At 41.9% G+C, this 24,374-nt stretch carries 20 protein-coding genes; 8 read left to right on the plus strand and 12 right to left on the minus strand.

Features of this window, described 5'->3' with window-relative positions:
• Positions 1–648: 648 nt before the first annotated feature.
• Complete coding sequence (locus tag AACU33_RS12540) at positions 649–3,903, minus strand: CHAT domain-containing tetratricopeptide repeat protein (RefSeq protein ID WP_096588857.1); 3,255 nt, start codon at positions 3,901–3,903, stop codon at positions 649–651.
• A gap of 462 nt (positions 3,904–4,365) precedes the next feature.
• Here AACU33_RS12540 and AACU33_RS12545 point away from each other — a divergent pair, with 462 nt between their 5' ends.
• The 3 genes from AACU33_RS12545 to AACU33_RS12555 all read left to right on the plus strand — a co-directional run bounded on the left by AACU33_RS12545 (position 4,366) and on the right by AACU33_RS12555 (position 8,233).
• Entirely contained in the window at positions 4,366–4,872 is a 507-nt protein-coding gene (locus AACU33_RS12545; protein WP_096588859.1) for a hypothetical protein, read from the plus strand.
• A gap of 1,210 nt (positions 4,873–6,082) precedes the next feature.
• The gene (locus AACU33_RS12550) at positions 6,083–7,132 is read left to right on the plus strand and encodes a hypothetical protein (protein WP_339375958.1); all 1,050 of its coding nucleotides are present in this window, start codon (positions 6,083–6,085) and stop codon (positions 7,130–7,132) included.
• Between the two features lie 87 nt (positions 7,133–7,219).
• Positions 7,220–8,233: an outer membrane beta-barrel protein gene (locus tag AACU33_RS12555; RefSeq protein ID WP_096588861.1), complete on the plus strand. Its 1,014-nt coding sequence runs from the start codon at positions 7,220–7,222 to the stop codon at positions 8,231–8,233.
• Between the two features lie 130 nt (positions 8,234–8,363).
• On the opposite strand, the gene AACU33_RS12560 is transcribed toward AACU33_RS12555, so the two are convergent.
• From AACU33_RS12560 to AACU33_RS12600, 9 genes are all read right to left on the minus strand, one after another.
• Entirely contained in the window at positions 8,364–9,332 is a 969-nt protein-coding gene (locus AACU33_RS12560) for a glycoside hydrolase family 75 protein (protein ID WP_096588863.1), read from the minus strand.
• Positions 9,333–9,620: 288 nt separating this feature from the next.
• Positions 9,621–12,923 carry an efflux RND transporter permease subunit gene (locus tag AACU33_RS12565; RefSeq protein WP_096588865.1) on the minus strand — a complete coding sequence of 1,101 codons (3,303 nt, stop codon included), beginning with the start codon at positions 12,921–12,923 and terminating at the stop codon, positions 9,621–9,623.
• A gap of 154 nt (positions 12,924–13,077) precedes the next feature.
• The gene (locus AACU33_RS12570) at positions 13,078–14,526 is read right to left on the minus strand and encodes an efflux RND transporter periplasmic adaptor subunit (RefSeq protein WP_096588867.1); all 1,449 of its coding nucleotides are present in this window, start codon (positions 14,524–14,526) and stop codon (positions 13,078–13,080) included.
• A gap of 40 nt (positions 14,527–14,566) precedes the next feature.
• Positions 14,567–14,914 (minus strand): rhodanese-like domain-containing protein, encoded by a 348-nt coding sequence (locus tag AACU33_RS12575; protein ID WP_096595232.1) that lies wholly within the window; start codon positions 14,912–14,914, stop codon positions 14,567–14,569.
• Positions 14,915–15,042: 128 nt separating this feature from the next.
• Positions 15,043–15,438, minus strand: coding sequence for an SCP-2 sterol transfer family protein (locus AACU33_RS12580; RefSeq protein WP_096588869.1), 396 nt, complete (start codon positions 15,436–15,438; stop codon positions 15,043–15,045).
• Between the two features lie 177 nt (positions 15,439–15,615).
• A complete protein-coding gene (locus AACU33_RS12585; RefSeq protein ID WP_096588871.1) occupies positions 15,616–15,909 on the minus strand; it encodes an ArsR/SmtB family transcription factor in 294 nt (97 codons plus the stop codon).
• Positions 15,910–15,931: 22 nt separating this feature from the next.
• Positions 15,932–16,216 carry a DUF4405 domain-containing protein gene (locus tag AACU33_RS12590; protein WP_339375960.1) on the minus strand — a complete coding sequence of 95 codons (285 nt, stop codon included), beginning with the start codon at positions 16,214–16,216 and terminating at the stop codon, positions 15,932–15,934.
• A gap of 4 nt (positions 16,217–16,220) precedes the next feature.
• On the minus strand, positions 16,221–16,673 hold the full coding sequence (locus tag AACU33_RS12595) for a hypothetical protein (protein ID WP_339375961.1): 453 nt from the start codon (positions 16,671–16,673) through the stop codon (positions 16,221–16,223).
• A gap of 144 nt (positions 16,674–16,817) precedes the next feature.
• Entirely contained in the window at positions 16,818–18,122 is a 1,305-nt protein-coding gene (locus AACU33_RS12600) for an NAD(P)/FAD-dependent oxidoreductase (protein WP_096588874.1), read from the minus strand.
• Between the two features lie 628 nt (positions 18,123–18,750).
• Between AACU33_RS12600 and AACU33_RS12605 the strand changes: the two genes are divergently transcribed.
• The 5 genes from AACU33_RS12605 (at position 18,751) to AACU33_RS12625 (ending at position 22,951) form a co-directional block, all read left to right on the plus strand.
• Positions 18,751–19,443 (plus strand): MBL fold metallo-hydrolase, encoded by a 693-nt coding sequence (locus AACU33_RS12605; protein ID WP_096588876.1) that lies wholly within the window; start codon positions 18,751–18,753, stop codon positions 19,441–19,443.
• Between the two features lie 166 nt (positions 19,444–19,609).
• Positions 19,610–20,806 (plus strand): transposase, encoded by a 1,197-nt coding sequence (locus tag AACU33_RS12610; RefSeq protein WP_339375962.1) that lies wholly within the window; start codon positions 19,610–19,612, stop codon positions 20,804–20,806.
• Positions 20,807–20,850: 44 nt separating this feature from the next.
• Positions 20,851–21,390: a rhodanese-like domain-containing protein gene (locus AACU33_RS12615; protein ID WP_096588878.1), complete on the plus strand. Its 540-nt coding sequence runs from the start codon at positions 20,851–20,853 to the stop codon at positions 21,388–21,390.
• Entirely contained in the window at positions 21,387–22,235 is an 849-nt protein-coding gene (locus AACU33_RS12620; RefSeq protein WP_339375963.1) for a sulfite exporter TauE/SafE family protein, read from the plus strand. The genes AACU33_RS12615 and AACU33_RS12620 overlap by 4 nt, the downstream gene beginning before the upstream one ends.
• A gap of 290 nt (positions 22,236–22,525) precedes the next feature.
• Positions 22,526–22,951 (plus strand): hypothetical protein, encoded by a 426-nt coding sequence (locus AACU33_RS12625; protein ID WP_096588880.1) that lies wholly within the window; start codon positions 22,526–22,528, stop codon positions 22,949–22,951.
• 37 nt (positions 22,952–22,988) lie between these two features.
• Here AACU33_RS12625 and AACU33_RS12630 read toward each other — a convergent pair whose 3' ends face one another.
• Both AACU33_RS12630 and AACU33_RS12635 read right to left on the minus strand, forming a co-directional pair.
• Positions 22,989–23,477, minus strand: a complete 489-nt coding sequence (locus AACU33_RS12630; protein WP_096588882.1) for a DUF1499 domain-containing protein — start codon at positions 23,475–23,477, stop codon at positions 22,989–22,991.
• A gap of 129 nt (positions 23,478–23,606) precedes the next feature.
• Positions 23,607–24,347, minus strand: coding sequence for a dienelactone hydrolase family protein (locus tag AACU33_RS12635; protein ID WP_096588884.1), 741 nt, complete (start codon positions 24,345–24,347; stop codon positions 23,607–23,609).
• Between the last annotated feature and the right edge of the window lie 27 nt (positions 24,348–24,374).

The following is a 24,374-nucleotide window of genomic DNA, read 5'->3' on the forward strand; positions in this document are numbered from 1 at the left end:
GAGGATATAAATATTGTTTATCTTTACTGGCAATAAATTCGATTGGCTTGCAAGCGATAAGGTGCGATGGCCTATAGAAATAATACATGCCAAGGATAGCAAGTAAGTTGAGTGCTAATAGTAAATAAAGGAATTGGTATTTCCGCACGTGTTCAATAAAATACTAAATTCGGCGTCTGTATTCTAGCAATTTGAGTAAAAGTACCATCGCTATTAGCCGATTCATCATCAGAAATTCACAATTCATTTATAAAAAATTGAATTTAAAGGCACAGCGACTTCATACACAGTACTTTCCATAATCGTAAGCAACAACATTGCCAAGTTTGCCATTACTACCAACACCTACTCATCACTATGCAATTCAATTGCTCTTTGATGCATTAACATAACAAGCAGATGTTATGGCATAACAGGGCGACGCATTGGCATAACGAGCCGATGTTATGGCATAACAGGTCGATGTTTTAATATCACAAGCCAACGTTATGGCATAACAGGTCGATGTTTTAATATCACAAGCCGACGTTTTGGCATAACAGGGCGATGCGTTAATATCACAAGCCGATGTCATCAAATTCCCGCAATGGCGATCGCTTACAATTGGCAATAACTTCAATTCGCGTTAATCTGTGCCCTTTGCCTTCTTTACCGCCATTCACCCTGCACAGTAAAACCCGCCCATTCATCAGGACTGCGCCCATCTTGCCATAACTTGCTTTGAGCTGCACGCAAAGCTTGGGCTGGAGTTTTACCTTGCTGCAACATCTGTTTGTAAAATTCCTGCATCAATACCGATGTACTTTCATCACCAACCTTCCACAGCGACACCACAACCCGCGCAGCACCTGCATACATTAAACCGCGTGTCAACCCAACTAATCCCTCACCGTTAACGTTCTTACCAAGTCCAGTTTCGCAAGCGCTTAAGACAATTAACTCGGCTGGGTAATCTTGGTTAAACAAATCTCCCAAGCGCAGATAGCCGCTGATGGGGTTGCCTTTTTTATCAACTAATGACAGTACTATTCCGGATAGCTGTGGCTGTTCTTGATTGACAAAACCGTGAGCAGCAAAATGGAGAATGCGGAATTGATTTAAAGCGCTGCTGGTTGCTTGGTTGTAGTTTGCATCAAAATTCAAAGCCTCTAAGCTGCTGGATGCTGGTACTAGTTTTAAAATCTCTTTGGCTTCGGTTGCGGTGTTTTCTAACCTATCCCAACCATTGCGTTTGAGGCTTCTGGCTGCACGTTCTAGGGCTGAACGTTCGATTTCTAAATTTGAACCGAGTTGAGTATTTTCGGGTTTACCTGTAACTCGTTTATCGGTAGCACTATATACTGGATCTGCAAGGATGGCTAAGGCTTTTGGTGCGGGTTTGCGGTTAGCAAGTTGTTGGCGTTGAAAAGCGATGGTAGAAGCTGAGGGTAAATTGACAATTTCATGGTTTACCATCAGTGGTTGATATAGAGAACCTCTCTCCAAACCTCTCTCTCCTTTGAGGAGAGGGTTAGGGTGAGGTAAGGATGAGGCTTGGGTGTTGATATCAGCTAAAGCTGCAAAGGGAATGGTTTGCAACACACCATCAGCAACTATAACTAAACGTTTTCCTGGTAATTGATCAGCAACAGGTGCAAGGATAATTTGACTAAGTTTTTTGGAACTAGCAATAGTAGCGTCATTAGCTATTGGTGATTTTAAATCTTGGCTTATTCGTTCGGTAAGTTTTTCTATTTCTTGGCGTGGGGGGAGTGTGTAAACTTGCATTGATGTGGGAGTGACAGCCCATAAGTAACTGCGTTCTTCTCCCAAGGAATATTGCAATAGCAGCGTGTCTTTATCTAGTTGTTGTTGAATTTGCGGTAATTTGAGAATATCTTTGTCTGGATCTGGGTTTGTCAATTTTGCATACTCAGGGTTACTAGCACGGATTTTTGCTTGTACTTCTTGGTATTGGTTGAGGAGATTTTTGATTTCTTTGCTCAGTCTTTCAATAGCTGCTTTGGTAACAAGGTCGTTTTTATTGGTTGAAGTTTCTAAATTACGCCGCAGCGTATCTTTAGCATCAATTTGCTGTCGTAAATCCCGTTCTTGTGCTATTAATTGCGGGTTTGCACCTTTAAGAATTTTGGCGTTAGCTTCATTTAACAACTCTATAAGGCTGCGTGCGCGGGAGCGTTCGCTGTAGTGTAGGGCTAATGCAGCGTATCCTTGGGACGGTTCTTTTTTGTGCAGTTCCATCAGCAAGTCGATGTAGAATTTGTAATAACCCTGAACTGTGGCGAAGTAAGAAGTGCGGAGTTCTTTGCTGTCAATTTTGGTGCGTAATTCTTCGATAATTTTGATAGCGGCTTCTACATTGGTGCGGGCTGTTTGGAGATTTCCGCGACTGCGTTCTAGGTGGGCGATGTTACCAAGAGTAGAAGCTTCCCCATCCCTGTCGCCAACCGCCCGAATTAGTGGGAGTGCATTGTTATAATATTTTAAAGCCTTCGGCTTTTCCCCTAAATCGGCGTAAACTTTCCCGATATTAACCAGAGTTTTAGCTTCGCCACCCCTATCGCCCACCGCCTGTCTTAGTGGGAGTACTTTGTTGTAATATGCCAAAGCCTGCTGCTTTTCCCCTAAATCGTCGTAAACTCCGCCGATATTATTGAGGGTAGTAGCTTCCCCAGAGCGATCGCCCACCGCCCGATATAGTGGGAGTGCTTTGTTGTAAAATTCCAAAGCCTTCTGCTTTTCCTCTAATGCGGAGGAAACTACGCCGATATTATTGAGGGTAGTAGCTTCCCCAGAGCGATCGCCCACCGCACGCCGCAATGAGAGTGCATTGTTGTAATATTCCAAAGCCTTCTGCTTTTCCCCTAATGCGTCGTAAACTACGCCGATATTATTGAGGGTAATAGCTTCCCCACGCCTGTCACCTACCGCACGCCGCAATGGGAGTGCACTATTGTAAGCCTCCAAAGCTTTTTGATTTTCTCCTAAATCGGAGTAAACTTTACCGATATTATTCAGGGTAGTTCCCTCCCCATCTTTGTCGCCCACCGCCCGATATAGTGGGAGTGCTTTGTTGTAATATGCCAAAGCCTGCTGCTTTTCCCCTAATGCGTCGTAAACTAAGCCGATATTATTCAGGGTAGTTCCCTCCCCATCTTTGTCGCCCACCGCCCGATATAGTGGGAGTGCTTTGTTGTAATATGCCAAAGCCTGCTGCTTTTCCCCTAATGCGTCGTAAACTAAGCCGATATTATTCAGGGTAGTAGCTTCCCCAGAGCGATCGCCCACCGCCCGATATAGTGGGAGTGCTTTGTTGTAATATGCCAAAGCCTGCTGCTTTTCCCCTAAATCGTCGTAAACTGCGCCGATATTATTCAGGGTAGTAGCTTCCCCAGAGCGATCGCCCACCGCCCGATATAGTGGGAGTGCTTTGTTGTAAAATTCCAAAGCCTGCTGCTTTTCCCCTAATGCGGAGTAAACATAGCCGATATTATTCAGGGTAGTAGCTTCCCCAGAGCGATCGCCCACCGCCCGATATAGTGGGAGTGCTTTGTTGTAAAATTCCAAAGCCTTCTGCTTTTCCCCTAATGCGGAGTAAACATAGCCAAGCCATACTAATGTTCTGGCTTCTTCTTTTTTATCCCCTACTTTCTGCCACAATACTAGCGCTTGTTGCCATTTTGCGATCGCCTGTTGCAGTGATTCTGCTGTACCTTGTTTGTAAAGCGCCATCCCTTCATCAAACAGTTTTGCTGCTGCGGCGCGGTTTACATCTTGCTGTGTTGTGGTTGGCTGCTGGGCGATTTGCGTTTGTTTAAATGTGGCTTTTGCTCCCACTGACTCGGATAATAAAACAACACTCAGCAAGCAGGTTAAAGTGTAAAGCTTAAATTTAGGCATCATTTTTAATTCGTAATTCGTAATTAAAAGGCATGAAAAATTACCCAGGAGTTTGGGTGTCAATCTATTGCTAGATTGAGGATAATTGGATGATTAAATTATTTTCAAAATATCTACTGAGCTAGATGGGGCTTAGTTTAAAGCTTACATGAAAATTGGCTGAGGCTGGTTTCAGTTTTTGCAACAAAATTGAGAGAGTTTGTCTACTCATGGGTGTTTCTCCTCGCTTTTCTCATATTTATTTCAGAGGGGCAAGGACTTATGCAGTTTTCGCGTCTTGATTCCATATATCTTGTAGGGGCACGGCAACAAAAGACTTTCTTATTAACCGATATCTTACTGATGTTCCCTACTCATCTGTCACATTCTTTTTTCAAATTGGTATTAGCTTCATCTTTTGCATAAGTTCCCGATGCTGAGAAATATGTGTGAAGTGAAGGCTCAATCAAAGGACAAGATTGATATATGAATGGGAAAAAAGCCGCTACAATTGGAATTTTGTTACTTGGAATGGCATTATTTGGTGTACAGCCAGCAGGTGCAAAAACATCTGTAAATAATTCAACTGAGAATCAAGCAACTATTACTCAATCGTCGAATTATAAAATCGCTCAATACTCAGAAGCAAATTCTCCTATTTATGGAACCTGGAAGTTAACCTACAGTATTGATGGAGTTGTATATGAAAGTGTTTTAATTATGAATGGGTATAAAGGTGGACTAGGAACTACATTCTACGACCCTAACTTACGAAGAACTAGGGTAATCTCGCAAACTATGTATCTAAAATCTTCAGCTAAAGGATTAATTTTAGTTGGCTATAATCCCACCGATTACTATACCAAACAACCTGCCCGTAACTATTCTCCCGATAATTTCTTAATATCTCTTTTACCTAACGGTTCCTTACTAGTTACCACTTGTGATAGAGCCGGAAGATGCTCTGATGTTGATTTACAAGCATTAAGGTAAGACCCAATTCAAGGCGTTGCTGAATAAGAAGATGATTGCGGCTGACGCGGTGATAAGTCAGAGTCTTGCCAAAAAACTCTGCTATTGCTGCTCTACGGTCGCAATCACAGTTATTTAAACGGACATGATATCAGTCGCCAAAATGAGTGGATGAATAAGTGGGTTTAAGACCGCGCTAAATTTTCAATTTAGCCGTCTGCAACGATCGCCAAGTCGGAAAGTGGTGGGTCTTTTTCTCTCACTCATTCATTTCTAAAAACAACAACACCCAAGCTACGACTTGCTTAGTGATTTCCTCTGTTTGAACTAGACACACGGGGCTACACCGACTAAATTACACACTCGCAATGTAACTATTTTCAGTTGCATTACCCCCTCTTTACCAAATTGAGGAAATATCAGCTTTCGAGTTGGGTGTTGTTGTTAGTTGACGAGACAGACTATTTAACAGCGTTTTTACCTCTTAACTAACTTGGACTTTTACCTACTTGGCTGTTGTATCTGCCAGGGAAGCTTTTTAGCTTCAATTATTAAAATAGCACTATTAATTTGTAGTGAGTAATACTTGAAACTAAACTTTACTAGATAGAAATTCAGCACTCACAAGTTGCAACAACCAGTTTACATACTGTTGTGATTTCTGTTTTTTTCTATCAAAAAATCCTAAAAACAACAACACCCAAGCTACGACTTGCTTAGTGATTTCCTCTGTTTGAACTAGACACACGGGGCTACAGCTATTAATTACATACTCGCGATGTAATTAAGTTTTAGGTGTATAACCCCCTCTTACCACATTGAGGAAATATCAGCTTTCGAGTTGGGTGTTGTTGTTAGTTGACGAGACAGACTATTTAACAGCGTTTTTACCTCTTAACTAACTTGGACTTTGCCTACTTGGCTGTTTTATCTGCCAGGGAAGCTTTCTAGCTTCAACTATTAAAATAGCACTACTAATTTGTGATGAGTAATACTTGAAACTAAACTTTACTAGATAAAAATTCGGCACTCATAAGTTGCAACAATTTATGAAGAAGTCAAAAGTCGATCGTGGCTTTTCCGCGATCTTTATCTATCCAACAGCTTATATTTACCAAATGTAACAACAGCGATCTGGAACCAGGCGATCGCTCTGTGTAGATCTAGCTAAGAACAAATGTTCTAATTATAATTAGGATTTTGATTATTTATAGTTGTGATGGAGTGGTGGATGCGGTCATTAGTTCAAAAGATCGTTGTGGGGATGATTCTCACAGCATCTTGGATAACACCAGCGTTGGCGCAGCAAGATTTACTAACCCGTGCAGAAGTCTACAAGTTGCTGAATCAAGTGCAATTGCTGCTAAAAGATAAACCACCGCGCGCTGCGAAAAAGGCGGATGTGTTGGTTCCTTTAGATGCGCTTCAGACAAAATCGCGATCGCGCGCCGAATTATTATTTAATGAAGGTTCTCTAGCGAGAATTGGTTCTAGTGCAACCTTTCGGTTTAAGCCAGGAATACGTCGCTTTGAATTACCTGGCGGAATTTACAAAGCAGAAACCATTTTTGAATTGCGAAATGGTACAGCTTTAATTCTCACGCCATCTGGTAGTACGGGAACGACAATCGAAACTCCCCAAAGCCGTATTAATGTAATAGCAGCAGCACCTCCTCCCGGTTCAGATATATTACCCCCAACCGCCACTAGTGGCGCTGTAGCTGTGACTCATAACGGTGCTACTAATATTACCCAAGTTTTTAATTTAACTAATCTGCCAGTTACAGTCACCAATCTCAACGGTACTCAACTGCAAACTTTACAAGCTGGTCAAACAGTGACAATTAACAACGGGGTCATCAGTCCAGTACAAAATTTTGATTTGCAGAGGTTTTACCAAACCAGTCAACTAGCTACTGGCTTAGGGCCTGGACAAGAAGCTTTAGTATCACAAGAGTCTCCTAATGTGCAGGTTATTCTCAATAAAGTTAGAAAAGAAACCTTAGCAGGATTAAATACACAAAAAGTCTGGATTGAAGGTTTGTGTAATGTCAATTCCCGTGGTGGAGCTAGTACGCTTTCCACTAACTGTATCACTACGAACGATGACCCACTGCGGAGATTTGAAGACGATCGCAACATTGTAACTCCCCCACCCAGAAGAGATCCAGGTGGTCAAACTGGCGGTCAAACTAGTGGTCAAACTGGTGGTCAAACTGGTGGTCAAACTAGCGGTCAAACTGGTGGTCAAACTAGCGGTCAAGGACAAATACTTCGATAAGTAATTGCAAAATCAAGCGATAATCGCTAAAACCTCTAGCCAATATTTGGTATTTTCTATTAATTATTTTTGAATATTGAATTACTTATGCGTGCTTTTCCGATTGCGCTTTGTTCGTTAGCTACGTTATTGACTTGGGACATTCATCGTAGCGCAGCTGTTAATCCTACCCCAAGCGAGAATTTCCCAGTTTCTACACAAGCTGATTCTCCACAAGCAAAACCAGAAAATACAGTTGTCGTCCAAGTACCTGTAGTTCCAGGCGACCCAAATAATCCCGCAGATTTTCCTGTAAATGACTCAAATCAAGCAACCGATCCACAGGATGTTGAGTCAGAATTAGGCGAGATTAAAATTATCACTCCTCGTCCACAACAACCACCCCAGCGCCGTCAACCTGATGTGCAACTATTGCTGCGTTCTTCAGCTTTTACTAGTTCCAACATTACAGGTTTTGAAGCATTTCAACCAAGTGATGCGGTATTCATCAATAGTGCTACCCTACTAGCAACACCTAAACTAGCAGAAGATACCCGCTTAATAGCTGCTGCGGGTGGTGGTTTGGTAAGATATGCCGATCGCGGAGACTTTAATTACAACTATCTCAACTTCAATGTGGGGATACAGCAACGACTTACCAGGGGAATGTATGGTCAACTGGGATGGGTTCAGGAGAGACTATATAGAGATGGTAGTGGCGATCGCTTATTATTAGATGACTCGGTTCGCTTAAGTGTCGGACGACAAGACCAATTAGACAATCGCCTCAGACTCGATTCATTCTACGAACTACGCGCCAGCTTTGCCACACCCAGCGACCAAAACCGCGTCGCCAATACCTTAGGGGCGCGTTTGCGCTATGATATTACACCTCAATTTCAAGGTGCATTAGATTATAGATTAAGTTTAAGAGACTTCACTCAACAAGATAGATTTGATACCCAAAATCAAATTGGTTTAGAAGCAATCTATAATATTAACCCAGATTTTTTTATTAGTGGTTCAGCGTCCTATCTTTTCGGCTCTTCATCTGACCCATTAGTAGATTTGGACAACTTTTCTGTAGGCATAAATATCGGAATAAATGTGCCTTTATTTTGATAAATAAATGCAGGTGTGCCAAGAAAATTACCTGCATTTACTATCCTCATATTGGGACTAGAGTAAATTAATTTACATGAATTTGCTGTTTGGAGAGCAACTGTAAGCCTGGAAAAACAATGACCAGTATTTAGATAGATAGAATATTCTCTGCTGGAGATCCTAATAATGATGAATCTTGCCGCCAGGGGATAATGTAAGTACTGGAAGCACGAACAAAACCTCGATAATTTTGGTACTCTACCATAAACCATAAGCCATTATTTTTGGCACCAACATTAAAGACCAGAGAATTCCCAGGTGTGTACGCTACTTTATTTTTGACAACAGTATTAGCCGGAATAACTGTTAAAATAGAATACTCTGTTCCCACACCACTACGACAGTTGAGTTCTGTTACAGTCTTAAATTCTGGAGTATTTAGAATTTCCCTAACTTCAATATTATTAACCCCCGATTGTTGTTTCATCTCTTCTGTGGTCATTGAATAAACTGTTAAAGATGAGAAGATTTTTTGGAAAACTTCAGCACCTATCTGTTGAATTGAATCAAAAGTTGCAGGAAGAGGAATATTTGCTGTTGATTTAGGAAAAACCAGATACTCTACTCCGAATGGTAAACCTTTGATAATTCGGCTTTTATCTGAATTCCACGGATTTCCACCTAAAGCTTCAATTGTTTTGATAGAGCCTTCACCAATTCTTTTACGAGAGCCTACATCAGCGAATATTGCAAAAATTTCTCGGTTTTGCCAACGAATTAGCGCTAAATCACCTAGTAATTCCCTCAATTCATATGGTAGTCCACATACAGAATTAAAATTTGCAGGTAATACAAAGTAAGGAATAGTTTCAGCATTAACATAATTAGATTCCCCTAGCCATTTAGGTTTTATTAGTGAAGTCGCTAATTGACCATACTTAGGATCGATGATTCTCGCGCGAGGTGAACCATCAGCATCTGCATCCATATCACTTTTGATATAGATAGCACCATTACCTAGTAATTTAATAACTGATTCTCTCGGTTCATATTGCTGGGTTAGAGTTTCTCCCGATTGGATGTAATCTTCAACTAAATTTGACCAGAAGCTCCTCATATTTTTAGCTCCAAGGATTAATAATGTAAACCAGTTATTGTATCAAAGGTTACTAAAAACTACCAGTAAGCAAGTAGAAGGAGAATCTGTTTTTTACAGATTCTCCCTGGAAAGATCAATCAAAATTAGCTGAAATTAAAATTACAACTAGCTGGAATAGGTTTATACTGTGCTTGATTGTAGATTACGTATTATCGCAGATACTAATGTTTGTGCGATCGCATCTGCCATATTTTTAGCATCAAATCTTACTAAATCATTAGAGTCTTTAAGTTAGCTTCTAATCATTTAGTTGACAATAACAGTAGGAATAAGGGTAGCTGCTGCTTTTAACTTCTTACCCCGCCAGACTTTGTAATATAAAATGGGAACGGCTGAACGCGATAATAATAAAGAAGCGACTTCACCAGCCATTAAAGAAATTGCTAATCCTTGAAAAATTGGGTCAGTTAAAATAATTGCGGAACCAACTATTACTGCTGCGGCGGTGAGTAACATCGGGCGAAATCGCACTGCGCCCGCATCAATTACTGCCTCTTCTAAAGGTATTCCTTCTTTCAGACGCAATTCAATAAAATCTACTAAAATAATCGAGTTTCGCACTACAATTCCGGCTCCGGCAATAAAGCCAATCATGGAGGTAGCACTGAAAAATGCTCCCATTAGCCAGTGGGCTGGCATAATTCCTACTAGAGAAAAGGGAATTGCTGCCATAATTACTAAGGGAGTTACAAAGGATTGGAACCAGCCAACTACCAGGGCATAAATCAACACCAACACTACAGCAAAAGCAATTCCTAAATCGCGGAATACTTCAAAGGTAACGTGCCATTCACCATCCCATTTAATGCCAAATTTTTCGGTAGTTGGCGGTTGTTCGGTAAAATAGGTAGTAATGTTATAGCCCTTAGTATGGGAGAGTTTATCTATTTGAGATTGCACATTGAGCATGGCATACACTGCACTCTCAACTTTCCCAGCAACATCAGCCGTAACATAAACTACAGGCTTTAAGTTTTTGTGATAAATACTATGGTCTGCTGTGGTAGTTTTAGTTTGAATTAAATCACTGACAGCGACTAAATTACCATTTACTCCTTTCATCTTTAAAGATTTCAGGTCTGCTAAACTGGTGCGATTTGCTTGATTTAACCGTAAGTTAATAGTGATATCTTCGCGGGAATTAGCATCATGTAGTAACCCCACATTTTGACCAGAAAGAGCAATTTGTAATACTTGCGAAATTTGTGCCGGACTAATACCATTGAGGGCAGCTTTTTCTCGGTCAATTACTAATTGATATTCTGTTTGTGGTGATTCCATGTACCAATCCACATCCACAATATCGGCAGTATTCTTGTAAATTTCGCGTATTTGTCGCGCTAGTTCAATTTGTTTATCGTAATCTGCACCGTATACTTCTGTCACCAAAGTTTGCAACACTGGCGGCCCTGGAGGTATTTCTGCTACTTGCACACGACCGTTATACTTATCAGCAATTTGCTTGAGGTGGGGACGGATAGCTTTAGCAATATCATGGCTTTGACGATTGCGATCGCCTTTCGGTAAAAAGTTCACCTGCATATCTGCAATATTCGCACCAGAACGCAAAAAGTAATGTCGCACCAAGCCATTGAAGTTGTAAGGTGACGCAGTACCAACATAACTTTGATAGTTTGTCACTTCTGGTACTGTTGTGAGATATTGCCCCATTTCTTTCGTTACCCTAGCCGTCTGTTCTAGGGTTGTCCCTTCTGGCATATTGAGGACAATCTGCAATTCGCTTTTGTTGTCGTAGGGTAACATTTTCAGGATAACTAACCGAAATCCCGCTAATCCCAACGCTGCGATTAATAACGCCAGTGTTCCTGCAATAAAGGCGTTTCCCCATTGACGACGCGCAATTAACGGCCCCATGAAGCGGCGATAAAGCCGACTGAGAAAGTCTTCCTCTTCATGTCCGCGATTGTGACTATTGTAACTACCAAAAAAGCGCATCGTTGCCCAAGGGACAACAATAAACGCCACTAACGCGGAGAAAATCATCGCCGCAGATGCACCTAAAGGAATTGGACGCATATAAGGCCCCATCAACCCACCGACAAATGCCATTGGCAGAATCGCCGCAATAACGGTTAAGGTCGCCAAAATTGTCGGATTTCCCACCTCGTCAACAGCTTCGAGGACAATTTTTTGTAGTGTCTTTTGGCGATTCCGGGATAACTGCATTCGGGTTTTGTTTTCGGGAAGTTGCAAATGGCGACCAACGTTTTCTACAACCACGATCGCATCATCTACTAAAATACCAATGGAGAAAATTAGCGCAAAAAATGTTACACGGTTAAGGGTAAAGCCATAAAATACAAAGCTGGCGAGAGTTAGCGCTAAGGTAACAGGGATGGAAACTGCCACCACCATTGCCTCTTTCTTACCTAGTGCAAACCACATGAGGACTGTTACAGAAATTACCGCAATCCCCATGTGGACTAGCAACTCGTTAGAACGTTCTGCGGCGGTTTCCCCATAATCGCGCGTGACTGTTAGCTGTACATAGTTGGGTATGTAATTATGTTGAATTTCCTTTAACTTGTGCAATACGTGATGGGAAACTTGAATTGCATTTGCACCTGGACGTTTGGCGATCGCAATTGTCACTGCATCGGCTTCACCCGTCGCTGTTTGCTTTGCACCATGTTTACCTTCTGTCTTTCCTTGTCCGAAAAATACATAACTAGCGGGTTCTTCTGCACCATCGCTAACAGTAGCTACATCCCGTAAATATACAGGTTGATTATTCGCCACACTGACAACTAAATTTTGTGCATCTTCTACCGAGCGAATAAAGCTTTGAGTTCTAATTAAGAATGATTGATTGTTTTGGCTCAAAGCACCGCTTGCTAGTTCGGTATTTTGTGACTGTAATGCTTGGGAAATATCTAAGGGAGTTAAGCCGAACGCATTCAATCTTGCAGGGTCAACTTCGATGCGTAACTGTCGTTTTTGACCACCAATTAAAGTGGTTTCCGATACATCTGGTACCTGCTTGATTTGCTCATCCAATTGAGCCGCAATTTGCCGTAAATCAGTAGCGTTGGCTTCATTACTCCACAAAGTGAGTGTCAGAATCGGTACATCATCAATGGCACGAGATTTAATTAATGGCTGAGAAACACCAGCCGGAATTTTATCGAAGTTAGCGTATAGCTTGTTATAAAGTTGAACAATAGCATCTTCGGTTTTTTGCCCTACGTAAAACCGGACTATGGCAACAGATGAACCAGGGCTAGAAGTAGAATAAACATACTCGACACCAGGTAATTCTTTAATTAACTTCTCCATCGGGAAGGTAATGCGCTGTTCTACTTCCTTGGCAGTTGCACCTGGCATTTGCACGAATACATCCGCCATTGGAACTGTAATTTGCGGTTCTTCTTCGCGGGGTAGAATTATCGTTGCCCCAATGCCTAATAATAATGAAACTAAAATAATTAGGGGAGTTAATTTAGAGTCAATAAATTTTTTGGCTAGTTTGCCAACAAAACCAAGTTTAGATTGATTTTGGATTTTTGGCTCTGAACTTTTACCGTTCATAAGATATGCAGTTTTGTGAGATGGGGAGAAGAGATAAACGAACCGCTAAGGCACGAAGAACACGAAGGGAAGAGAGTAGAAGAGAGTTTTTAACTGAGAGCAGAGTATTGCATTCTTCTTTGCGCCTTTGCGCCTCTGCGTGAGAAAAAACTCTTTATTTATTAGCAACAACCTGCTGTCCATCACGCAGTTCATCAACATTGCTAGTAATAATGCGATCGCCTGCTTCTAACCCGGAGACAATTTCTACTTTTTTATCTTGCACTTTCCCGGTTTTTACCCAGCGTAATTGAGCAATATCATTAGCCGCAATTACATATACTCCTTCTAATTGACCACGCTTAAACACAGCATTTTGCGGAATCATCATGACTGTGCGAGTTTCTCGCGGTAGTTCTAAGCGGCCAAACATTCCTGGCATTAATTTATAGGAATTATCTAAAGCTACTTTTACCGTAAAACTACGGGAATTTAAGTTAGCAGAAGGTACCATTTGCCGCACGTGACCAGTAACGGAACGGTTCACAGTATCTAGCTGTACTGTCACTTCGTCTCCTAGCCTGACTAGGGTAATTAAGGATTCTGGGACTGCGACACTTAAACGTAGTCGATTGGTGCTTTCTAATGTCACTATAGGTTGTCCTGTCCCCGCGATCGCACCAACTTCTGTATGTTTTTTGGTAATCACGCCTGCGAAGGGTGCGGTGACAGTGCCATAGTTTAAATTAGCGAGGGTTTGCTGTTGTCCAGCTTTGGCTTGTTGGACTTGGGAACGTGCTTGTTCTACTCCGCCTTGGGCTTGTTGAACTTGGGAACTGGCTTGTTGTACGCCAGCTTTGGCGCGATCAATTCCCCGTTTAGCTTGATCGATACCCGCCTTGGCTTGTTTAATTCGCGCTTGAATTAATGCAACTTGTGTATTCGCCTGATCCAACTGTGACTGACTAACTGCACCATCTTTTTGCAGCATTGCCATACGGCGTTGATTTAATTGGGCATCAGCTAATTGTGCTTCTGCTTCTTGTAGTTGGGCTTCGGCTTGTTGTTGTCCCGCCTCGGCTTGATTTAACTGTGCTTCTGCCTGGGTTTTACTAGCCATTGCTTGCGTTTGCGCCGCCGCCGCCACTGTGACACCAGCTTGTGCTTGGGCGATGGCTGCTAATGCTTGATTCCCTTGGGCTTGGATATCTTTAACATCGATAATAGCCAGCACTTGACCAGCTTTGACTCTGTCGCCTTCTGCTACTGGAAGACTTTTAATTTGTCCTTGAATCCGGCTGGTAGTGGTGACAGTCTCTACAGATTCGATAGTACCAGTCAGGCTGCTGTCACCAGCTATAGATTCTTGAGCAGCCGTTGTAGTTTCCACCTCTAGAGGTTGGAGATTAGCGGTTGTCGCTTCCGTAGATTCGGAAGCATGACGAAATAACCAGAACCAAGCCACGCCCCCAAATGCGATGCCTACGGCGAGCAAAGCTAACGCAGTAATCAAGGCGATCGTTGGCAGCCGCTTGGGTTTTTTGGGTTGTAGTTCTGGGGCTGGTTCTGCGGTAATGTCTGTATGAGTTGGTTCCAATTTGACGGACGATTGATCGTTAAACATAAGATTGATTTTGCTCTCCCATTAATTCAGCATCAAATAGCTAGGGATTGTTTCCTCGTTGCAGAGGATAGCCTAACTGTTGCCATGTCATGATGCCGCCTTGTAAGTTGTAAACCTTACTGTAGCCTTGCTCTATTAACCAATTTGCGGTTGATAAACTGCGGTGTCCTGACAGGCAAGTGACTACTATTAGTTGGTCTTTAGGAATTTCCTTTAGGATACTGCTTTGACTGAGGTAACGTGCTCCGGGAATATGCCCAAGAACGTACTCCATCCAACTGCGCGCATCAATGATTGTGAATTGTGCTTGTCGCGATCGCAGTTGTCTAGCACCTAAGCTGAAAGGTTGAGTTTGATTTTGTTCGTTTTCTTTGAGAGTACGTTTCATTGGAATTTTGGATTTTGGATTTTGGATTGGAAGTAATTTTCTTGCAGCTGTTTTATGCACAGACGCAGAGAGAATAAAATACATCTCATCAAATCGGCGTTTATCTGCGTTTATCGGCGGTTAATAACTCAAACTCTACCCATAACCGAGAAAGACTTAATAAATGGCCCTGCCATGCGTGGATCTTTAATCATGGCGAGATAATCTCCCACACGGAATTGCAGCTTGCGTGACATATAAGCCATACTCAAACCCATCATGTTTAAGCCCTTAGCTACCCACTGTTGCCAATTATCCTTGTCAGCACGCAGATCCCAGTTAAGTTTTTGCCCATTGTAAGCACTTGCTTCAATAGCTTTTCCATCCACAATGGTGAGTACACCTCTAGGTTCTGACTCATCTTCAAAGCCATAACCAATTACAGAATTGAAATGAATTTGTTTGAGCGCATCTGCTAATTCCGGTTCTTGATTCCATTTCTCTGCGTAAGCTTGCATCCATTCTGAGGAAAATAATTCTGTCATGTTTTTAACTCCAAGAGATTAGGGATTGGGGACTGGGGATTGGGTAATGGGTAATTGGGACAAACACCAAATGACAAATGACAAATCTAGTTACTTATTGCCCCAAATCAGTAAAACTAAGCTGCCAAGTAGTAATAGCCAAGAGAAAATTCTTCGGATGTGGCAAGGTATCACAAATCACCTCATAACGTTGCGGAAAACTTGTTTGCACATGGCTAAAAGTTCGGTATCGATCACACGGTAGTAGCGCCATGAACCCTCGCGGCGACAAGTTAACACTCCTGCATCTTTCATCAGTTGTAAGTGTCTAGAGACGTTTCCTTGTTTAAGACCAGTGCGATCGCATATTTCCTGTACGGTTTGCTCTTGATTACATAACGCCCCTAAAATCTGCAATCTTGTGGGTTCTGCAAGAACTTTAAAGCGGCGTGCTAGTAGTTCTAATTCATTCGGGTTGAGTGCAATTTCCATACATCTTTAATAAAGATTATTCTCATAAATTGTGACGATGATGCAAACTTTGTAAAACTCTTTGAGAAATTACAAGATGAACCGTTGTGATACACAAAGCAATTACACCCATAAATAAATGAAGTTTGCCCCATTCATGCTTTAATAAACCGAAAAACCAAACGACTATATCCACATCTTTTTCTATAGGGGCAAACCACAATAACAACCCTGTCAAAAATGCCAAACTCCAGCCAGTAATTAGTGCTAAAACATCTACTAACTGAAAGTAAATTTTTAGCTGGCTATTGCGCTCGTCACTGTTCATTGGCTTACCTCTGGTTTCTTCTCCATCCAGCCCAAACTGGTAGACCATCATCAGAACGTAACTTCAGAATTTGGTTGTCTTTTTTAATTTGGGCAGCAATGATTGTTGGCTGTCCAGCAAAGGTAATTCTTGAACCTTTAACTTCAATTTGGTCTTGAAGTTTAATTTGGATGTTTTGTTGGTTGATGTACCATACTGGCCCCAAATGTACTGGAATCTCTTCTGTGGGAGTTTTGACTTTTAAATGCAAGCCACCAGACATTCCTCTAGGAGAAGCAGTGTTGTCGATAGCAATTACTTGACCAGTTATAGTTTCTACAGTTTTTGGGTCATACATTCCTTGGGAGGAAGTAGCCCTAGAAGGGCATCCTCCTGTACCTGATTGAGCTAATACAACTGGTACTGAAAGTAAACTCAAAATAGAAATTGTTGCAATTGTTGGGATTATCCTTTTCATATTTATTTCTCCTCTTTCTGGTTAATATATTTTTGTAAAATTTCCAGATTTAATAGAGAATAATTAAGGTGAAAATCTACAATTTTTGTCGGTGCGTTGCGCTACGCGACAACACACCCTACATTTTCAACAAATGACAAATGGCTATTTCATCTCAACAGGTTGAGGATTTTTTGTTAACTCGGAGTCTTCAACAGGTTTTACAAGGGTTAAATTCATCAGATTTAATCCCCAATGCTCAAACCAAGGCACTGCTAAACCCCAACGCATCTTAGCTAGGAAAAACTTCTCAAAAGCAGTCTTAGCCCAACTGACCCAAAGCCCTTCTTTAGCTATGGCTCTGCGTCTTTGCTTAGTAATTGGATCTGGTAAAACTTGGTCTGCTAAAAATGCAATTCCTGTGTCGCCAAAATCGGCTAAACAAAGTGCTTCTAAGGTGGGAGTTACTAAAGGTGCAGAAATTACCTTTAGTTGCACAGCAATGTTATGAGCTACAGCTACTCCCATTGCTTCGGTCATTTGGCCTGTCTTGGGTACACCAATGGGAATGGGAGTTTGTTCTGGTGGTTTGAGTTGCGTAATCACCCCAACGCTATATATTGAGGGAAACTGAGGATGTTGGTATGTTGGCAGTACAGGCATAAACCCTTTTTGGTCAGTTAAATACGGTGCTTCCCGTAAAAAACGCGGCCCCCTAAATGGCGGAAGCAACATACTAAAAGCAAATGGTAGAGAACGACCATCTGCTAAATAAATTGTGTCTGGCCCAACATGGCTAATAGCGGTGTTTTCAAGTACTGTAATTTCTTTTTGTTTGAGTAATTTTGTGACTAACTCCGCAGAATTTGCCATCCCACCAATTCCCAAATGTCCAATATAGGGTTCTGGTGTGACGAAAGTAATAGGGGCCCAACTGCGCAAACCATATCGTCGCAATAACCAATCTGTAAGTAATGCAAACTCATAAGCTGGGCCAAAACAACTAGCACCGGGTACTGCACCTACTACTATCGGCCCTGGCTTTTTGAGAAACTGTTTCCAGCACTGGGCGGCTTTGAGTGCATGAGCTGGATTACACACCGATTGCACATATCCCCGATCTAATCCTGGTATTGCGTCTAGTGCTAACTCTGCACCTGTGGCAATCACTACATAATCATAAGAAATTACAGTATCGTCTACAACGATTTGCTGTAACTCTGGCTGAATTTGGCTAACTCCTCCTAATATCCAATCTATTCCTCGATTTACTAGCAGATTTTCTACATCTAATTGAATACTCTCAAGTTCTTTAAGATTCAACCCTACCCAAGGTAGGGAAGGAATAAAAGTAAACTTAGGAGTATTGGAAATTAGTGTAATTTGATGCTCTTTTGGCAGTAGTCGTCGCAGTTCGTAGGTAATAGGTAATCCTCCAATTCCAGCACCAATCACCACAATCCGAGCCATAAAATTCCCCCCGGTAACTATTTAATGCAGCCAGAGTCAAGCAGCTCACTCCTACTAGTTACAAGGTTCACCTACTGATACCGCCTATTTTGCGGTCTGCGACTGACATCCCACAGCAGTTTTACCTCATAACCACCATCTTATGATATAACTATATAGTAATATAGTGAGTTGGTAAAGCAGAATTATAAAAATCTTTACTTTCCACTAATGCATTTTTTGGGAGTGCGGGGAAATGCCCCATAGCCTATGCCCAATCCTCAATCCCCAATCGCAAATGATCGTGTATATATCTTTGATCCTGGCACTCATTGCTATCTTTCTCAGATTTTACTTTCGTCAAGAAGAGATAGTAGTTGTTTTGACAACCACCATTGCCGTAGTCAGTCTATTTATTAGTTTTCTTTTAAGTCCCTTGGTCTTAAAAATTGTAATTTTAGTTACATCTTTATGGGGATTGCGGTATTACTGCCGTCGTCATTCGTGTCAGTCCGTAGAGTAAAAAGTCTTACCAGCTAGGAATTTTAATTATCTTTTTGCAAACAATATTCATCAATACTACTATTTAGTTATATAGTAGTATTAACAAGTAAAATATTGGCAAGAGAGATTATTGGAGTCAGCCATGATGTTATTTAGACAACTATTCGATCCAGAAACTAGTACATATACTTATCTAATTGCAGATCCTGCAACTAAATTTGCTGTTTTAGTCGATCCGGTGTTAGAGCAGGTGGAACGCGATCGCCGATTGCTCAACGAACTAGGACTAACTCTAAAATTCTGTCTAGAAACCCATATCCACGCCGACCATATTACAGGTACAGCAAAACTACGTGAGTTAACAGGTTGTCAGGGAATCGTACCAGAGAATGCCCAAGTTGCTTGTGCAGACCGCTTGATTAAAGATAAAGAAGTATTAGAGGTAGGGAGTGTGAGAATAGAAGCGATCGCCACTCCCGGTCATACCGACAGCCACATGGCATATCTAGTTAATAGCACTCACCTGTTAACTGGAGATGCGTTGCTAATTCGTGGTTGTGGAAGAACTGACTTCCAAAGCGGGAATGCAGAAGCGATGTATGACTCAATAACGCAAAGATTGTTCGCGCTACCTGATGAAACCTTAGTTTATCCCGGTCACGATTATCGCGGACATACTGTTTCTACTATTGGTGAAGAGAAGCTGTGGAACCCTCGATTAGCCGGACGCGATCGCAATGAATTTGTGCAATTGATGGCAAATCTTAACCTACCCGACCCCAAAAAGATTATGGAAGCAGTACCAGCCAACCAGCGCTGCGGTAGCGTCGCAGCTTAATTCAAATTTATAAGTCTTCTGCCCTTTGCCTTACCTCAACGATAAATATTCACACCTGTCTACTTATACAATACTCCGGACAGTTTTGAGTTGAGCCAATCGACAAGAAAGCTATCGATCCATTAGGGTGCTGATTAGAAGAAACAAGCACAGGAACGATAGCTGTATGGAAATTATACAAAGCCTGGTGGAAAAAATGGGCGTTTTGGGCAAACCGGGAGTAAAGGTGATGACAACGCTGTTTGCAACGATATTAATTACATGTGGCAAGGTAAATTTTACCAACTTGAGTCGCTACAGCAGTTTGAGCGAGAAAACCTATCGACGACAGTTTCACAGACAGTTTGACTTCGCCCAGTTCAACGCAGAAATTATCAAAGCAGCAAACTCTTTACAGCACCAGATGATCGCCGTGATGGATTGCTCATTCATTGCCAAAAGTGGGAAAAAGACCTTTGGACTTGACCAATTTTACAATGGTAGTCACAATCGAGTCGAGAAAGGATTGGAAGTGTCCTTGGTGGCGGTGATAAATGTAGAAACTGAAGTGGGCTTTGGTCTGCTTGCTGAACAAACATTTGACCAAGGCTTCTGTCCAGAACTGACACGGATGGACTACTATCTTCACCACCTGGAAATTACTCAACCTCAATTACCTCCCCAAGTTCGCTATCTTGCTGTGGATGGAGCATATGCCAAGGAAGCATTTGTCACAGGGGTGAGGGCGCTCAAGCTCGATGTGATTAGTAAACTGCGCCGAGATGCGAATCTACGATATGTGTTTGAAGGTGAACAAAAAGCACGGGGAGCTAAACGTAAATATGATGGCAAAGTTGATCTAGCCGACCCTACTCGCTTGAGTTGGGTACGCGAACTGCAATCAGGGCTTGAACTCTACACATCTGTTGTATGGCACGTTTCACTCAAACGCAAGATACGCCTGGCTTATTTACTTGACCGCCGTCAGCCTCACAAACCGAGTTATGCTGTCTTATTCTCGACAGATATCAGCCAATCGCCAGACGAAATTTATCGTTTCTACAAACTGCGCTTTCAAATCGAATTCATCTTCCGTGATGCTAAACAGTTTACCGGACTGAGTGATTGTCAAGCCCGTGATGTTAAAAAACTTGATTTTCATTTCAATGTCAGTTTCACTGCCTTAAATCTTGCCAAGCTCGATGCTTATCGACAGCAGTCGGGTCAACAACCCTTTGTCTTTTCAATGGCCAGTGTCAAACGACGCTCTTTTAATGACCATTTGCTCGACACGTTTATTTCAAAGTTAGGCCTTTGTGCGACTGTAATTAAATCTCATCCTAACTACCAAAGCCTACGATCTTACGGCGTTATTGCTGCCTAATTTTGTCCGAAGTATTGCTTATAGAGAACTAAAGGATAAATTTGATGACTACTTCTCGTGCGAACAGATTACAAACTATTAATGCCCAAACTCTCAAACAGCTGCTTGACCAAAAAGCTGTGACACCGATTGATGTTCGCGAACCAGCGGAATTTGCGGGCGAACATATCCCAGGCGCAACCCTAGTTTCCTTATCCAATTTTGATCCTCGCAAGATTCCTCAAGAGGGTAACATCGTTCTCTACTGTCGCTCTGGAAATCGCTCGACAATGGCTGCCCAAAAGCTATTTGATGCTGGATTTACAAAAGTGACTCATTTGCATGGTGGTATTAGTACTTGGAAAGAGGCAGGTTATCCTACCACAATCAACCAAAATGCTCCAATTAGCCTACTACGGCAAGTTCAGATTGTTACAGGTTCCTCTGTCTTCATAGGTACTGTACTAGGAGCTTTTGTTTCTCCCTGGTTTTTACTTCTTAGTGGCTTCATGGGAGCAGGGTTAATCTATTCGGGTATAACAGACACTTGTATATTGGGGATGATGCTGGCGAAACTACCCTATAACCAGCGGAGTAGCGTATGACGCTGTGGATTATTGGGCATTTACTGGCTCTGTGTATTGGTGTGAGCTTGGGCTTAATTGGTGGTGGTGGTTCGGTGCTGGCGCTGCCAATTTTAGTTTATGTCATGGGTGTACCTCCCAAATCTGCGATCGCCATGACGCTGGTAATTGTCGGTACAGTTAGTTTGTTGGGAGTGATTCCCCACTGGCGAGCCAAGAATGTCAGCCTCAAGACTGCAATTATCTTCGGTTCTGCAACGATGTTGGGTGCATTTATCGGAGCAAAAATTGCCACACTCCCAGTAGTCACCGAAACCTTCCAAATGATGCTGTTTGCAATCATGATGTTGCTAGCAGCAGTGTTTATGATTCGCCGTAGTTCTCAGCCTGTCGCCGCAGATCGACAGCTAGGATTTTATCCCCAACCTGTTTGTAAGTATTGCTGGTTGTGGTTAATGACTGAAGGCTTAGGGGTGGGGATACTAACTGGGTTGGTGGGTGTGGGTGGTGGATTTGCTATTGTCCCAGCCTTGGTACTGTTAGGAAATCTACCCATGAAAAAGGCGATCGGTACATCACTGCTGATTATTATCTTCAATTCAGTTACAGGCTTTTTGGGCTACCTGGGACATGTTTCTCTCAATTGGAATCTCATGTTGTCCTTTATTGTGGCTGCAAGTTTAGGCACAATTCCCGGTGCATACTTGGCTCAGTTTGTACCAGCACAAAAACTTCAAAAGACCTTTGGTTATTTTCTCCTAGCAGTTGCAGCGTTGGTACTGGTGCAGAATCGCCATCATTCACAATCGCCTCAGACATCAAAACATCCACCTGCCAAAATCGCACAGCATTATTTTAGAGGTTAGTATAGTCGCTTTGCCATTTACAAGGGTGGGGAAACCTCGCCCTTGATAAGTGTCGAGCGATCGCTTCAAGACAGCAGTTTTCACAAGGGAACATTGTTTCCGACAATGTGGTCTATTTACTTAACAATCAGTATTTTATTATACGTTGTATAATGGACTATGATGTTTTTGTTTATCTATGTAAGCTTGCAATTCTTACTATTGATAATAGATTACTGGAAAGGATGACAGATTCAAATAACTCTAAATAATTGATTAAATTAATATTTAATACTAAATAAAAAGGTTTTATGAAAGCAGTTAAAAGATTTTTTGCAATATGTTTCCTATTATTTGGTGTTCCATTTTCTGTTGGGATGATGGTAGATATTCTCAATCCCAAAACATCCCCTAAAGGCAAACACGATGCTATAGCTGCTTTAACTATTCTGACTCTTCCGTCAACAGCCTTAGGCGGCTGGATGATTTGGTCATTAAGACAGCAAAATCGCAAAGAACAAGCATTACTTGTGGCATCAGAACAAAAGCGTCTAAACTTAGTGTTCTTAGAATTAGTTGATAATAATGCTGGAAGTATAACAGTTTTTCAAATGGCGAGATATGCTGAAATATCAATCCAGGACGCTAAACAATATTTAGATGAGAAATCTAAAGAACTCAATGCTTCTTTTGAAGTCAATGAAGAGGGAAATATTTTGTATAAGTTCTCTGTGTAAAACTAATAGCGATTACAGCAATTCAGGTGAGATTAAATCAAATATTTAAATCTCGCAGAGCAAGACGAATTTGCTCTAAACGCCTGCGGTTAACGCCGAGATCCGACTCTCCTACACGAGATGCGGAACGCAGATGAATGACTGACTCATTAGGAGGAAAATAAAACTCCACATCGTCAACAAATTTGAAGATGCGGCTTTTAGAAATAGCATGGATGTAATCGTTTGTCTGTTCTAGAACTTCTGTTCGGGGAACAACGGTGAGAACTTTGAGTAAGGTTTCTTTCGCTACATTGCGGTCTACATGATAAGGAATCGGAGCGATCGCGTGTTTAGCATCGGCGTCTTGGCTGACAACGCAGTTATCTGAAGTCGGACAAGAACTCAGATGACCATTATTTAATCCCAAGCTAGCAGCAAAAGCCCAACTAGTAGGAAATATTAAACTACTAGTAAGAGTTAAGAAGATTGCCAAACTGAGATTTAGCAAGATTTTCGTAACAAATGTTCTTAGCCGACCGGACACGATAAATTTACTCCTCAAGGTTTGATTGCCAGTTCGCTCTACACTGTATCATCCATCCAGCCACATCTGTACAGCGATCGCATTGAGGAATTTTCAGTATAAGAGCGCGATCGCCATCCTAACTTCTCTTCAGTTTGCAAATATCCGTTCTAAAAAAGTTACTATTTCCGACCAAGCAGAGGTAGCAGCAGCGGAATCGTAGCGATAACCGTCATCGCGCATAAATGTATGTTCTGCTTCATAGAGAAAAACTTTGTGAGGTACATTCGCATTCTCTAGAGATTGAATTATGGTTTGGCGGTCTGGTTCTGGGATGTGAGGGTCGAGAGTACCGAATACCAATAGCATCTCGCTTTTGATTTCACTCACCCGATGGATTGTATCAGCTATTCCCTGACCTAGCTTACCGCTGGGAATACCTGTCGGGTAGCAGCAGACGGAAGCCTTAATTTCGGGTTGAAAGGCTGCGCGGAAAGCTAAATGTCCGCCAATACAAAAGCCGAGAGCACCTATTTTATCTGGAGAAACTGCACTTTCTGTTTTGAGAAATTCAATTACTGCACGACAATCTGCATCATAATCTGCGATCGCAGTTCGGCGTGCATCATCATTCCCTCGCATCCGACCGAGATCGTCGGGTTCAATAACTGTACCAATTGGTTCAAGGCGATGGAAAATTTCTGGTGCGGCGACTACATAACCAAATCCTGCTAGGTAGTTAGCTAAACGAACGATCGGCCCGCCTAACTGATAAATATCACTGTAAAATACAATACCTGGATAAACTCCTTCTGCTTTAGGAGCCGCTACATAGACACGCATTAAACTGTCATTTACTCTTAATTCGACATTGCGCTTAGTAATTTGCACTTTTTTGTCTCCGTGTCCTGCTTGCTT

The organism is Calothrix sp. NIES-2098 (assembly GCF_963875125.1).
GTDB lineage: Bacteria > Cyanobacteriota > Cyanobacteriia > Cyanobacteriales > Nostocaceae > Aulosira.